The sequence below is a fragment of the Litchfieldia salsa genome, from assembly GCF_900104555.1.
In the GTDB taxonomy this organism is placed as follows: domain Bacteria; phylum Bacillota; class Bacilli; order Bacillales; family Bacillaceae_L; genus Litchfieldia; species Litchfieldia salsa.
In genome coordinates this window covers 1-12,961 of the sequence record NZ_FNJU01000028.1, presented here as the reverse complement: position 1 = coordinate 12,961, position 12,961 = coordinate 1, and the positions used below count along the sequence as shown (strand labels likewise).

Annotated in this window: 16 protein-coding genes and 3 pseudogenes; 3 read left to right on the top strand and 16 right to left on the bottom strand. The window is 33.9% G+C overall.

Going from position 1 to position 12,961, the window contains the following annotated elements; translation table 11 throughout:
* Positions 1-221, top strand: a pseudogene (locus BLQ56_RS23010) (IS110 family transposase); the annotation flags it as partial.
* A gap of 184 nt (positions 222-405) precedes the next feature.
* Here BLQ56_RS23010 and BLQ56_RS23005 read toward each other — a convergent pair.
* The 6 genes from BLQ56_RS23005 to BLQ56_RS22985 all read right to left on the bottom strand — a co-directional run bounded on the left by BLQ56_RS23005 (position 406) and on the right by BLQ56_RS22985 (position 3,240).
* Entirely contained in the window at positions 406-1,059 is a 654-nt protein-coding gene (locus tag BLQ56_RS23005) for a hypothetical protein (protein WP_090859974.1), read from the bottom strand.
* Positions 1,060-1,222: 163 nt separating this feature from the next.
* The gene (locus BLQ56_RS23000; protein WP_090859973.1) at positions 1,223-1,693 is read right to left on the bottom strand and encodes a DinB family protein; all 471 of its coding nucleotides are present in this window, start codon (positions 1,691-1,693) and stop codon (positions 1,223-1,225) included.
* 196 nt (positions 1,694-1,889) lie between these two features.
* Entirely contained in the window at positions 1,890-2,036 is a 147-nt protein-coding gene (locus tag BLQ56_RS23730; protein WP_175490437.1) for a hypothetical protein, read from the bottom strand.
* Between the two features lie 209 nt (positions 2,037-2,245).
* Complete coding sequence (locus BLQ56_RS22995; RefSeq protein WP_090859971.1) at positions 2,246-2,431, bottom strand: hypothetical protein; 186 nt, start codon at positions 2,429-2,431, stop codon at positions 2,246-2,248.
* An 88-nt stretch (positions 2,432-2,519) separates the two neighbouring features.
* Positions 2,520-2,711 carry a DUF6366 family protein gene (locus BLQ56_RS22990; RefSeq protein ID WP_090859969.1) on the bottom strand — a complete coding sequence of 64 codons (192 nt, stop codon included), beginning with the start codon at positions 2,709-2,711 and terminating at the stop codon, positions 2,520-2,522.
* 70 nt (positions 2,712-2,781) lie between these two features.
* On the bottom strand, positions 2,782-3,240 hold the full coding sequence (locus BLQ56_RS22985) for an ASCH domain-containing protein (RefSeq protein ID WP_090859967.1): 459 nt from the start codon (positions 3,238-3,240) through the stop codon (positions 2,782-2,784).
* A 351-nt stretch (positions 3,241-3,591) separates the two neighbouring features.
* On the opposite strand from BLQ56_RS22985, the pseudogene BLQ56_RS22980 reads away from it, so the two are divergent.
* Positions 3,592-4,814: pseudogene (locus BLQ56_RS22980) on the top strand (IS110 family RNA-guided transposase).
* 292 nt (positions 4,815-5,106) lie between these two features.
* On the opposite strand, the gene BLQ56_RS22975 reads toward BLQ56_RS22980, so the two are convergent.
* From BLQ56_RS22975 to BLQ56_RS22945, 8 genes are all read right to left on the bottom strand, one after another.
* Positions 5,107-5,622 (bottom strand): hypothetical protein, encoded by a 516-nt coding sequence (locus BLQ56_RS22975; protein WP_090859965.1) that lies wholly within the window; start codon positions 5,620-5,622, stop codon positions 5,107-5,109.
* Between the two features lie 64 nt (positions 5,623-5,686).
* The gene (locus BLQ56_RS22970) at positions 5,687-6,226 is read right to left on the bottom strand and encodes a hypothetical protein (RefSeq protein WP_090859963.1); all 540 of its coding nucleotides are present in this window, start codon (positions 6,224-6,226) and stop codon (positions 5,687-5,689) included.
* A gap of 33 nt (positions 6,227-6,259) precedes the next feature.
* Complete coding sequence (locus BLQ56_RS22965) at positions 6,260-6,643, bottom strand: hypothetical protein (RefSeq protein WP_090859962.1); 384 nt, start codon at positions 6,641-6,643, stop codon at positions 6,260-6,262.
* Between the two features lie 155 nt (positions 6,644-6,798).
* The gene (locus BLQ56_RS22960; protein WP_090859960.1) at positions 6,799-7,080 is read right to left on the bottom strand and encodes a hypothetical protein; all 282 of its coding nucleotides are present in this window, start codon (positions 7,078-7,080) and stop codon (positions 6,799-6,801) included.
* Positions 7,081-7,305: 225 nt separating this feature from the next.
* Positions 7,306-7,926, bottom strand: a complete 621-nt coding sequence (locus BLQ56_RS22955; RefSeq protein ID WP_090859958.1) for an NAD(P)-dependent oxidoreductase — start codon at positions 7,924-7,926, stop codon at positions 7,306-7,308.
* A 426-nt stretch (positions 7,927-8,352) separates the two neighbouring features.
* Positions 8,353-8,880, bottom strand: a complete 528-nt coding sequence (locus BLQ56_RS22950; RefSeq protein ID WP_139163147.1) for a hypothetical protein — start codon at positions 8,878-8,880, stop codon at positions 8,353-8,355.
* A gap of 493 nt (positions 8,881-9,373) precedes the next feature.
* Positions 9,374-9,535 (bottom strand): hypothetical protein, encoded by a 162-nt coding sequence (locus BLQ56_RS23725; RefSeq protein ID WP_175490436.1) that lies wholly within the window; start codon positions 9,533-9,535, stop codon positions 9,374-9,376.
* 145 nt (positions 9,536-9,680) lie between these two features.
* Positions 9,681-10,034 carry a hypothetical protein gene (locus tag BLQ56_RS22945; RefSeq protein WP_238457361.1) on the bottom strand — a complete coding sequence of 118 codons (354 nt, stop codon included), beginning with the start codon at positions 10,032-10,034 and terminating at the stop codon, positions 9,681-9,683.
* Between the two features lie 178 nt (positions 10,035-10,212).
* Between BLQ56_RS22945 and BLQ56_RS22940 the strand changes: the two are divergent.
* Positions 10,213-11,058 (top strand): annotated as a pseudogene (locus BLQ56_RS22940) (IS110 family RNA-guided transposase); the annotation flags it as partial.
* Positions 11,059-11,231: 173 nt separating this feature from the next.
* Here BLQ56_RS22940 and BLQ56_RS22935 read toward each other — a convergent pair.
* Entirely contained in the window at positions 11,232-12,305 is a 1,074-nt protein-coding gene (locus BLQ56_RS22935; RefSeq protein WP_175490435.1) for a phosphotransferase enzyme family protein, read from the bottom strand.
* 161 nt (positions 12,306-12,466) lie between these two features.
* Positions 12,467-12,961, bottom strand: a 495-nt coding sequence (locus BLQ56_RS22930; RefSeq protein WP_238457360.1) for a hypothetical protein, incomplete at its 5' end; no start/stop codon positions are given.

Genomic DNA, 12,961 nt, shown 5'->3' with positions numbered 1-12,961 from the left:
ATCCTACCGTCTTCAAAGCATACTATGACCGTAAGGTAACTGAAGGAATGAACAAGAAAAAGGCAATTGGGCATTTATGCGGTAAAATAGCATCACTTATTTACACAGTCCTAAAAAACAAAGTGAAATATGATCCAATCACTCACGCTAAAGCTTGTGGCGTAGAGTTTAACAATCTTTATATTAAAAATAACAAGGAAAAAACTAAGCTAACAAATTGAAAAATAGAGTTAAAAACACAAAACCCTAAGTGCTTTAAAAGAGCAAAAATCACCTATTATTAATTAAATTTTAGGTGATTTTTCATCTTTAAAAATACTTTCTTATTTGTTAAAGCACTACACTACGTTTAAGTTTGCTTTTTCACAATCTCCGTTTTTCTACGTAAACACCCATTAGGAAAAATTAGTTTACTTTAATCTGTATTAGATTCGTATCCAGTTTTAAACGTGATTTTAATTCATCAGTAATGGAAAAAGAGAACTGGTCCCCAGCTGCTGCATTTGTTTTAAAGTATCCTTGAGCACTGTTAACCGTGCCATCAAGTCCCGTCTCTGTCCAACTGGTCGTGTCAAAATTCACAATATGGTCGATATAATTACCACTTAGCTTCCCTTTTTCAATCCATTCTGCAGGTACAAAATCATAACCCAAATTTTGTTCTCCTAAAAGAATCTCTATTTTTCCCGCAGGAATCGTAACTTGTCCATCTTGCGGAATGGATTCACCATTAATTTTCAAGTCATATCTAACCTGACTATGAGAAAAGTCAAGCATTTCTTCATCCGAATAATCTTCTGTTACTTGTTTGATAACAGTTACCAGATACTGATTCTTCTCATTCAAAGATTCAGCCTGAACTTGCAGTGATTCTATTTCACTTTTATATTCTGAAATAATTTGTTTCTCTTCATTAGTATTACTCTCTACTTCTTCGGCGGAACTTTTCATCTCTTTTGGCACTACATTATTTGTACATCCAATCAGCATAACGCTACATATAATACCTAAAAACGATTGGGTGATAAGTCTCACCCTTTTAATACGCATCTCTTTCAAATTCCTTCCCCCTTAACGACAATAATAGATATTGCCTGTTATTATCCACTATCTAGACTATTTCTTTACTTCAACAATAAGAGGCACTTATCCTGCTTGGAATAGTGTCTACCTAAAATTAGTGCTTTTTCAACATTACTGCCGCGATAGTCGAACAAGAAGTCTATTCAAACATTGGTACTTTTGGATCGCTTCCATAACAGTGAACAAGTACAGCGTGTAATTGACCTCTATGATGATATACGTGTGCTAAAATTTCTAACAACCATTCATATTTTGTATATGTTACACCCCAATAGGAGGCAATTCTTTCTTGAAGTTCAGCTTCTGAATAATTCATATACACTTCTTTAAGCAGCTCAAAATTATCAAGTAGAGCATTTTTTATTTGAGTTAAATTTTCATATGAAACAGTTGAGTAAAAATTATTCATTTCATCTTCTGTTGCCCCATTTGCAATTAGCAAATCAGCTTTGCAAATAATTGAAATATGTTCTAATAATTCACCTATTGAATGTTTATTGGGAAAAGGTCTTTTTTGTAAATCTAGTTCTTCTATTTTATCGATTATCTTGATGGTTGTAGTTATTGCAACTTTGATTTGATTTAATGCACTTTTACAGTATGTATTCATTAGCCCCTCCTCAAATGACATTGGATAATGCACTTCAGTAATAAAAACCTGAACCTTCACCTTGTCCAAGTTGTTCACTTTGTTTTTCGTAAATATAGTTAGATTCTAACACTCAACTGAACTACCACTTAAGAAAACTGCAGCGTTTGTTAAAAAAGAAATAGGCGATCTACGTATCGCCTACACTTAAATATAATCATTGAAACATACCGAATAGCCAAACAATCATATACATTGGAACTCCAACCATAATCATCCCTGCAACTAGATAACATAAGGATCTAATAATAAATTTAAAAAGGTCGTAAATAGCTTCTGCAAGATCATTAACAAACCTCACCACTACAACCCCTCCTACAACTTATACTTGTTAGCCCCATTTTAACATTTTTTTCCTTACAATGAACAGATTCAGGTACATTAATTCAGTTCCTTCTTAAAGAATACTGCCCATTTAGTTTAAAAACAAAAGGAGTCGCCGCAACAACTCCTCCTAAAGCTAAGCACCTGATAGTTAAATAAGAAAATTAACTAATTAGAATTCATTCCCTTTTAAATAATAAACAATTCTCTAATAAATGCACCTAAAGATAATGAACTTCCAATAACCACAAATAATGATACAACTCTAACAAATTTATATGGGGAAAAAATAACTTGTATACTTCCCGAAATAAGTGAAATTCCAAACAAAATAATTCCAATTATAAGTTGCTTTTTTACTTTATTCCCTTCCATCTTTTATCTCCCCTATTATTAAACATACCAGACCCGTTACTTGAATAAGGAACAAGTGAATCCTCCCCTTATTGAAGCATCTCTTCCGTTAGCGAAAGAAGGCAGCATTAATTATAAATCCAAATATCAATACCAGAATAAGTATTCCAGTACCCTTCCACCCTAAACTCCCCACTAAATCCGAGAGATTATTCCCGTGAACACTACTAGAAGGATTGTTTAACTCTTTTTGTCTTAGCCTCTCTCTTCTTTCTTCAGGTGTTTCTTTGTCTTTACTCACCTAACTCCCCCTTATAAACTAAACAAACACACCCTGATAGTTGAAGAAATATTGATAGTAACAACACACATTATTTCTTATAAATTAGCTTAAACCTTTCACAAACAACAGGAATTTTGTAATTGAACTCTTGATTTATATTTTTAAACTCTTTTTTAAAGAAGGTTTCATGAACGTCACGCCAATACTCTAATGTACGGTCACCTTCACCTTCCAAATATGCGTGCTCTGCGGTAACTTCATCAAAAGGAACCATCTCTACTGATTTAGTTTCGGCTATTCCAATAGCTTTTCCATCCCCGTCGAGAATAATATTATGAAGACCAACTAACGGTAATGCTTCGTTTTCCAATTCATATAACGTATAATTTGATGCTGTTGCTGTTTTCTTTCCTTCTAACACTAAATTTGCAAGCTCATTAGCCATTTCTTTTGAATCACCAAATGCCCATGCTTCATAATGTTTTGGTGCATTCGGATTAATTTTTCGATATTCTTCCCACATTTGAATGATTGAATCATTTCTCATATCAATTAACCTACTTTCTATTTGACTATTTATGTACTTAGTTTGTAACACTTGGGTTTAGCTGCGTTTCTTCAAGTCTTCTGCCCGTTAGCCACTCATGAAGCGCAAAAATCAGCGCTTCACCAAAGAGAATGAAAATGGCTTTAAACCGTCAATACTGATTCTACGGCTGGGAGAGGAAGGTCGATTCACTATGGTGCGTTAGAGCCCATCCGTTAGTCTGACTCCACCGACCACGGTGCACCACTGACTGTCGCTCCCTTACGGGAAGCACACATGGTAGATTAATCCTATTCTGGTTGATGCACCAGCCTCTAATACTAATTATCGCCGTAGAAAGGATGTATTTCAATGGATATAGTCATTGAAAGAGCCTGTGGGATGGATGTCCATAAAGACAACATTACCGCATGCATTATCACACCAGAAGGAAAGGAGATTCAAACGTTTTCAACTAAAACTGTGTTTTTGATTGAACTAGTTGACTGGATCAAAAAACACAATTGTACGCACGTTGCAATGGAGAGCACTAGTGTTTACTGGAAGCCTATCGTGAATTTACTTGAAGCTGAAGATATTGAATTTCTAGTTGTAAATGCCCAACATATGAAGGCAGTTCCAGGACGTAAAACAGATGTCAAAGATGCTGAATGGATTGCCAAGCTTCTTCGCCACGGACTAATAAAAGCAAGTTATATTCCTGACCGGATTCAACGTGAATTACGGGAACTTGTACGTTATCGTCGTAGCATTATTGAGGAACGTGCTAGACAGCATAATCGTATTCAAAAAGTGTTAGAAGGTGCGAATATAAAACTAGGTTCTGTTGTTTCGGATGTAAATGGGAGTTTCAGCTAGAAATATGCTTAACGCCATTGCAGATGGAGAAGAAGATCCTGAAATACAAGCAAACTTCGCTCAACGTACCCTAAAAAAGAAGAAAGAAGAGTTAGAACTAGCTCTTAAAGGATATATTAGTTCGCATCAGCGCCTAATGTTGAAGACTATTTTAAAGCACATTGATTTTCTAAGTGAACAAATCGAAATGCTAGATTCTGAGGTAGCGGAAAGAGTGAGCTCTCATCAAGAAGATATTGATCTATTGGATTCTATTCCGGGTATAGCTAGAAGAATGGCTGAACAAATCCTTTCTGAAATTGGAACTGATATTAGAAATCAATTTCCAAGTGCGGCTCACATGTGTTCTTGGGCTGGTTTGGACCTGGGCATAATGAAAGTGCCGGGAAGAGGAAATCAGCTAAAACGAAAAAAGGAAACAAATACTTAAGATCAGCATTAACTGAAGCAGCTCATTCAGTAAGAGTTTCTAAGAACTATCTCGGAGCACTGTATCGACGAACAGCCTCGCGAAAAGGCAAAAAACGACCGGAATTGTTGTCGCTCATGCGATGATGAGAATAGCGTATTACCTTTTAACTCGTAAAGAAATGTATGTAGACTTAGGCGAAGACTACTTTGACAAACAGAGACAGTAATCGATCGTAAAGCATTCACTTCGAAGACTCGAAAGCTTAGGATACACAGTTACTTTACAAGAATCTGAAGCATCTTAAACTAGTCAACTATCATTTTTAAAAAATGAATGAGCTGCGTCTAGTTCAGTATTGCCTTTTTTTCTAAATTACAGAAGTTTATTTTCATGGTAGTAAAAAAGCGTATCTGCTTATTTAAGATACGCACCCCGATCAGTTAGTATGTTTTCTATTTCTTTTCTTTGATTTCCTTTAATAATTCAATAACTTCTTCATTATATTTATTCGATTTTCTAAGTTGTAATTCTATACTAATAAGCGTGGAAAATATAATAAAACTAATTATTATAAGCATTTAGCTGCCCCCAGTCTACTATTCTCTTATTTTTTCAGTCGTTCTTAACTCCAAGTTTCCTTTTCCAGTAAGATAGATTATAGAAGCATTTTCTAAGCCGTTAGCGATGGTTTTGTCAACTTCAATGACAAGGGTTTTGGGAGTTGCATCAGCAGTACAATTATCACCGTTATCAGTAAAATAAAAGTTAATTTCTTTTTTATATTCATTAATCGTTGTATCAGTTAATTTAAACGGACAGGTCCCTGATTCAGAAATACTTACAAAATAATAATCATAACGATCGAATTTTACTTTAGGAATGTTCTCCTTCATATTAAAGTATTCCCAAGCATCTTTTAACAGTGTTTCACTGGTGACTCTATAAACTAATGATTTGATATTAGGAGATTCATTAGGTCTACTCCCAACATCATGAATATCCGAAGGCTCGTTTTTTTCACTTGCAATAACCTTACCAAATTCGTTCGAACATCCTGTTAAAATTACAACTAATAATGAAAGCACTACCAAAAATGATTTGTGTTTTTTCAAGTTCCATCCCCCCTTCTTCAACTCTTCTGCACCTTTAGTTTATTTAATTAATAAGAAAACAATATTAACAATGAGCTTTCTCTAAGCTTCTTCTTGTTATTTCATCAATTAGAAAAAATAGTAAAGCGCATATAGACGATAAAATGAAGATCTCAGCATTTAACTCGTCAAAAAGACCAAAAATAGCAGTAAAAAGTCCAAAAACAATATGAATTATACCAGACAACCATGCACGGTATTTGGGGTATCTATTAGAAGCAAGCTCGGCGATGATAGATGCTGGTATGCCATAACAATAGATTCCTATTGCACTAAAGAAAAAAATGAGTAGGAATACTGAGATTATTGAAAGATCATAAGGAGGTAACTCTTCCATATTAGGTACTACTATAAGGCCTAAAGAGAATATAACTGCTGTATAAAAAGCTACTTTCATTTTTCTTAGTTTATTTTCCAACATGATCTTCCTAGCAACAGGAAATAGAATTGAAATAGTGAAAATGGTTAAGACAAATTTAATATATGTAGGCATTGTAGAGACGAAGATTATGAATAAGACCATAACAACTGACATATTAGGAATTATGTTTCTGGCTTTGAACATTAAGATTCAACCTTTCACTTTTAGAATTTCTGCTTAATATTCAATCTGTTCTTTAATGTAGTTAGCATCACTTTTATTGATTTCGAAATAATCGACTCGGTCCCAACTTTCCCCAGAACGAATAGCAATCACGGCGCCTTCATTTTTGAACCATAGTATGGAATCTATTAAGCTGGTAGACTGCTTCGGACTCACTACTGAAATATGAACATCTGGCTTATCTAAATTTTGATTTGTATCTATAATTTTCTCTTTGTTGAGATAAATCATTAAAAAGTTATCAACTACACCTTGGTTTTCTGTGTCTGCAATGACTTTTTCAATGTCAATTTGCCCATCATTTTCTATGTTATCATACCCAATTATAATTTCACGTGAAGCCTCATCAGAGTTTGTCCCTATCGAATAACCGGTCAAGAAAATGATTAAAATGAAAGTAATGGCACTAATGAATTTAATTAATTTGATAATAACTCCCCCTTGAATTCAAATTCAGTTCTTACACTAAACTCCGTCGTTATACATAAAGACTTACACAATAGTTGAATATTAAATGATGTTATAGTAAGTCATTATTTCTTTCGTTTTCGTTCTAAAAATATAGGTGCTATATTTAGTAAGATAGAAACAATTGTCAAAAACCATAATTCCCTATCATAATTGGGCACTTCCCTTAAAGCTGACCAATCTTCCTTTATTACCAACTTCGATACAAAACTGTGTTCTGCACAAAGTGTTAATGCTGTAAATGATAATCCTAACGCCATCGCGAGCTTATAATCCTTTCCTGCTGCATACATATATAGATTTATAAGAGTTACAACAATTGCAATAATCCCTAATATTATCCACATACTATTCCCCCCATATTTTTTTATTTATGTAGTGTAAAATTTTAAAATTGCATCACCTTACTTCTAGTCATATGACCGTTCCTTTCGTGAATTCTGATTGAAAAATCCCGTCCGTTACTTTAATAAAGGAACAGCGACGCTAGCTCTTAAAGGATCCACCCCGATAATTTAAGTGAAAAACATTTACAAACAATAAATATTACCTTGTGACATTAAGTAAAATTTTTAGTAAGCGATACCTACACGTGATTTTATATAATTGTTACACTCAATCAGCTTATAAGTAAATTCTGCTGTATCCGATACGTAAATCTTAACTCCACCCACCGGCAAAAAATCACGTTCCACTCGATATTCACCTATACTTTCTCCATCCGGTAAATATGTAGGACATACGATAGTCCATTCGAGTGTTGATTGTTTAAGCATATCGTAAACTTTATGATGTTCTTCTGCTGCACGGGTTGATTTGCGTTTTGATTCACTTGACTGATAACGGAGTACGGTTGGTGTAGTTCTACTTTGTAAGATTCCTGCCGTGCCTATTGTAATAAATCGTTGTATACCTTCGTTTTCCATTGCTTTGATAATTAGTGGCATACTATCTGATAGAGTGGTTGTACCATCAGTATTTAGTGCACTAATAACTACATCAATCCCATGCATTGCACGTACTATATCATTTTTATTTAATACATTCCCTTGAATAATGTTTAAATTTTCACTTTTTATTTGTATCTTCTCTGGAGTACGAACCAATATAGTAACATGATGTCTATCATGCAGAGCATAAGTTACTATTTGACTTCCAACTCGTCCAGTTGCACCTAAAATTAAAATATTCAAAAGTAAATTCCTCCTATTTACGAATAAACTACACTATTTAATATCGAACTAATATTTACTTTAGAGAAGTCGCTCAACAACAGGGTCGTTGGTTGAATATAGTTCACAACACTCCTCCTACTTTACTCGAAGAAGCAAAATACGTCTCTTTAAGAAACGCACTGTAGCTTAATAATATTTCGATACATTTTTACAATGTTCTTTTAATTCACTTAAAGTAGACAACTTTGTACTAGGATAATTGCTATCCTTTTCTATTGAATAAGTTAAATGAACAACAGCATATCTTTGTATTTCAATGAGTTATGTAATTTTTGTCTCTTAAACTATTCTCTTCTTTACTTTAACAATAACAGCCACTAATCCTGCTTAGATTAGTAGCTACTCTTTTTCATATTTGCAACCTCTTTATTGAATAAGTAACTATTAGTCTTCCTTAACCAGATTGCCCTCTTTATCATAATACTTATAATTTCGAAATGTATATTCATTTTTATTGGTTTTAGGAAAATTCAGCCAAGCAACAGTCGCTTTATTAGGAGTGAACGTTTGTTCTAATTTTACTCCATTTATCATTACTTCCATTTTAACAATTTCATTATCATTATTAGTCACAAACATAAATGCTGGAAGGTCAGGAATGAAAGAACTAAATGGTTCGTTATCCCTGACCTCGATATGTTGCCATTTATAGTTACCATCTTTATTTTTATAAAATTGAATATAGCCTGGATTATTGTTAGATAAAAATGCTACAATTCTTAAATCATCAATATCTTTTATTTCTAGAATTTCAATTGATCCGTTCCCATATCCCTCAATTGAATTTATTACTTTTGTTATGGACTCATTATCATTTCCATATAACTGCTTAGAACCGTTTAAATAAATAGTTAAAACTACGATAAAAAATATAATTCCTCCTGTGGTATACCCTAAATTCCTTTTATTCAACAATTTTTCTCCTCCTGAGAACTATTAATCTAGCTTGTTCCTTTACTACAATAACTAAAGTGCCATCTCTTTCCTTAAGAAATGCCCCAGTTACTTCAACAACTCAATATCATCTTTGTTAACGGTTAACAAGTCTAAAAGTTTGTCCCAGATTGATAAAATCAACTTCATAATGATCTCCACCATGTATAAGTAAGATTACTCCTAATGTTCCATATTCAACAAATGGTAGCTTTCTTTTTGCTTAAACATTTTAATTCTTGTTTAACATTCCTGATCTATTAGTTCAATAAATTCACTAAAATTTGTGCCAATCCTTCTTGGATCACGCACCCGTTAGCCAAATAGAAATGACAACTAATAACACCAAGCCTAGTCAATTTGAATTATAAATTCTAGACCAGTGGGGTTAACCTTATTAGGCATACTAAATTCTTCAAACATAAGTTTCAATCCCGAGATGTGATCTGGTAATGGAGGGGAAACAATAAAGTTATAAGAATCTGTTCTCCATTTCATCATCAGAATATGCGTCATTCAATACCTTTTCTTGTATGTCTAACTGAATAAATTCAGAATATGTATCTTTCCAAGTAGCAATTGCAATTTCTCTAACCTGTTCAACGTCTATCTTGTTCATTTCTCTTATGATCACTATCTAGCCCACCTTTATAAAAAAAATTAAAGCAGAAATTTCGCAAGTATCATTAATTTCCTTCATCCACTTCTCTTTCCTATACTTATATAATTTATACAATAAAAGCGATGCCTTTTAAGTATCGCTTTAAATAGCTTTCTATCTAATTCTTGCTTAATAATATGGTTTCAGTTTTACCATTCCATTCCACTGTCAACTTTACCTCAGAATCTTCAATGACTTTGGCATTGGTTGGATTTGCTTCATCTTTACCGATAAGAAAACCACCCTTTGTCAATTTCATACCACTTTCTCCAAAGCCACCTGCATTAGTCTCGATATAATAAGTTAATTCTCCAACGGACTTTATATCTTTACCTTTGTATTGAAGTTTAAATTCCTGTGTTTCATAGTCATCATTGGTTTGTGTAACCTTTAATTCAGCAGACCAATTATCTGTTTCTCCTGAAAAAGTAAAAGGTTTTGAACTACAAGCGGTAGCGGTAAGTAATAACATAAGGACAACTAATAACGATGGAATCTTTTTAATGATAATGCCCCCCATTTCTTAGTAAATAATTCATTACCCAAATTGTACCATTTAGTAAGTGAATATGTTGAAACTTTTTATACTATCCTGCTCCAATAGTGAAATAAGCGTTTCTGCTTGTTCCAGAAACGCCCCCGTTCGTAATATAAGGTTAGCCAGATTAACGAGACAACAGGAAAGCATTGCAGAAATATCAGCAAAAACTAAGTTACAACTACATTCTCTAATAGACCAAGTATTCCCTGAGTATAGTTGGGTATTTGCCAGCTAGTATTCGAAAGTATCGTTGCTTACTCTACTTGCATTTCCAACTTCTGAAGCTGTCATGAGTGTGAGTGAAAAAAAATTAGCTGAGAAAATATCTTCTGTATGTAAAAGTCAATCAGATATATGGGCAGCTGAAAGAGCACTGAAATTAAGAGAAGCAGCCATTCGTAACCCGTTTCAAAACAACTTATATCAGAGTCATATTTTCAACCTTGAAATGCTAGTGAAGATCGTTCTTCAATACCAAGAGCATCTATCTAAGATTGCAGATGAAAAAGATGCCCTAGCAAAAGAAATTGAAGAATATCATATACTTCAGTCTATCCCGGGAATCGGAGAAAAAATCTCCGCCACGATTATTTCCGAAGTTGGTGAGATAGAACGGTTTAATGATGCCAAAAAGTTAGTTGCATTCGCTGGGGTAGATCCTAGTGTGTATTCTTCCGGAAAGTTTACAGCATCAGTTAATCGAATTACCAAGCGCGGGTCTTGTAGGCTACGTCACGCCTTGTATATGGCTGTTCAAAGTGGTCTTCGAGAGTCTCGTAAAAAGAAAACAACTGATGAAATCATTGCACGCAATAAAAGATTAAGAGAGTTTTACGAGAAGAAACGAGAAGAAGGAAAACCCTTTAGAGTAGCCGTTATTGCATGTGTTAATAAGCTCTTACATTGGATTTACGCCTTACTAAAAAGCAGAACTACTTTCCAAGATATAGCTTAAAAGCTATATCTAATTAAATACAACAAAACCTTCCAATTTTAAAAATTCAGGGAAGGTTATTTCGCATGTTCTATTTTAGTATATCATGATGTTATTAATCATTTTATTGAAAAATGTTGACAAACTATTAGCTGGTTTAGCTTAAGTACATAACAAAGGTTGCTACAAAAAAACTAAACATTTCGTTTCTCATATTCAAAGGGGTCTTCACACGAGTAAATTGCATGGAAAAAACCTTTGTACGGAATATCGTCCTCCAAGCATTTTATGAGATACGACAATTCCTCATCACACTCCGGTTCTTCACCATTGTTCCGCATGACCTCAAATGCATCTACAATACCTTCCATAAGGGTCACTTGGATAAATAAGGGCAATTTATCCAACATCGAATTTTCGATACTGGTCTCGAATTTATATCCCTCGAGAACTGTTTCAAAATAGTTATCCATGAACTTTTTTCGTTTACCAGCGTCTGGCTCAAATTGTATCCAGCCAACTCCGTGCGTCCAGAGACCTGCTAGGTCAAACATATACCAACTGTAACATGAATTATCGAAATCAAATACGGTAATTTGCCCAGTATTAAAATCTATTGAGTAATTCCCGTCATTGTAATCAAAGTGGACCATACCGAAAGACTCACGATTCCTGTCCAATCCTTTTAAGGTTTTAAGGAGGTCTAACATCTTTTCCTTCAGAAGTGGTAATGAACCGGGTATCAGTTCCTCTATATATTCAGCAGTATATTTGTCAAAAAAACTATACCGTCTATGTACAGGAGTGTATTCTTTTGATAATTGGTGCATTTTCCCCAAGACTTTACCACAATTATAATAGTATTCGGTAATAGGAACTCCATCTCGATACTGATAGTTATTTTCCACAAGCATTTTTCCCTTAGCCTTTTTAAAAAGGCAGATGAAAAAGGTATGAATATTATGAGTTATCTCTTCCAGCAAATTCCCCTTCAGAGAATTAACTACATCCGAAACACTTCCGCCATGTTCGAATAAATATCTGATATACTCAACTTCACCCTGAAAATCTTCTCGGTTTCTGTCATTTAAGAAAGAGATTCTGAGTATTTTTGGGTCGGCACCTTCTTTCTCACAGATATAAACGACATTGCGCCCTCCAATATGTGCCTTGACCAGCTTGATTTCATAACCTTCCAACCCATACAACTTTGATGCTAATGGAAGTAAGTAAGCATCACCGATTTTAACTACCTCGTTATATATCATAAATCTCCCCCTAATTTTTACCTAATTAAATGTATTCTATATAATTCAATCAAATCCCTGTTTAGCAAACAGTTGCTTATTGAACTCTTCTGCACCTTTACTTCAATAAAAAAGTGCGATCTCCTTCTTCAAGATACGCACTCCGTAACTTCAATAAAGCCTTATGACTGGTTATAAGCATTTAGGTCTTTCCAACCTTTAAAAGTGTTTCTGAAATTACTCGAAAAACCATTATCTTTACTTAGCAGTAAGACTAAAGATGAATCCCACAATACCAATTCAGCCACTGCTAATGGATGTTGAATCACTGGGTTTTCCACCCAAAAATTAGGATTGCCATCTGCGTATGGTTCTTCTTTAATAGTATCCAAATCAACAATTTCATTTTTTTCTATTGCAGAAAATACTCCCCAGATAAAATAAACTTCTTTCATATTTGCAAGTTTGTTAAGGTTTTCTCCTGTTATTAAATAATTATTGCGGCAGTGACTACTATCGTCATAAATACGATAATCCATAAAGTAATCGAGGTAGTTATCAGGATAAGACCAGTCTAAATCGGTTAGCAGCCAATTATATTCTTTTTCAAGACCATTAAAGGAATTCAAAATTTCTTTTAACTCTAAAAAGTCCTCTAAAATAGTGTTCATTACCTT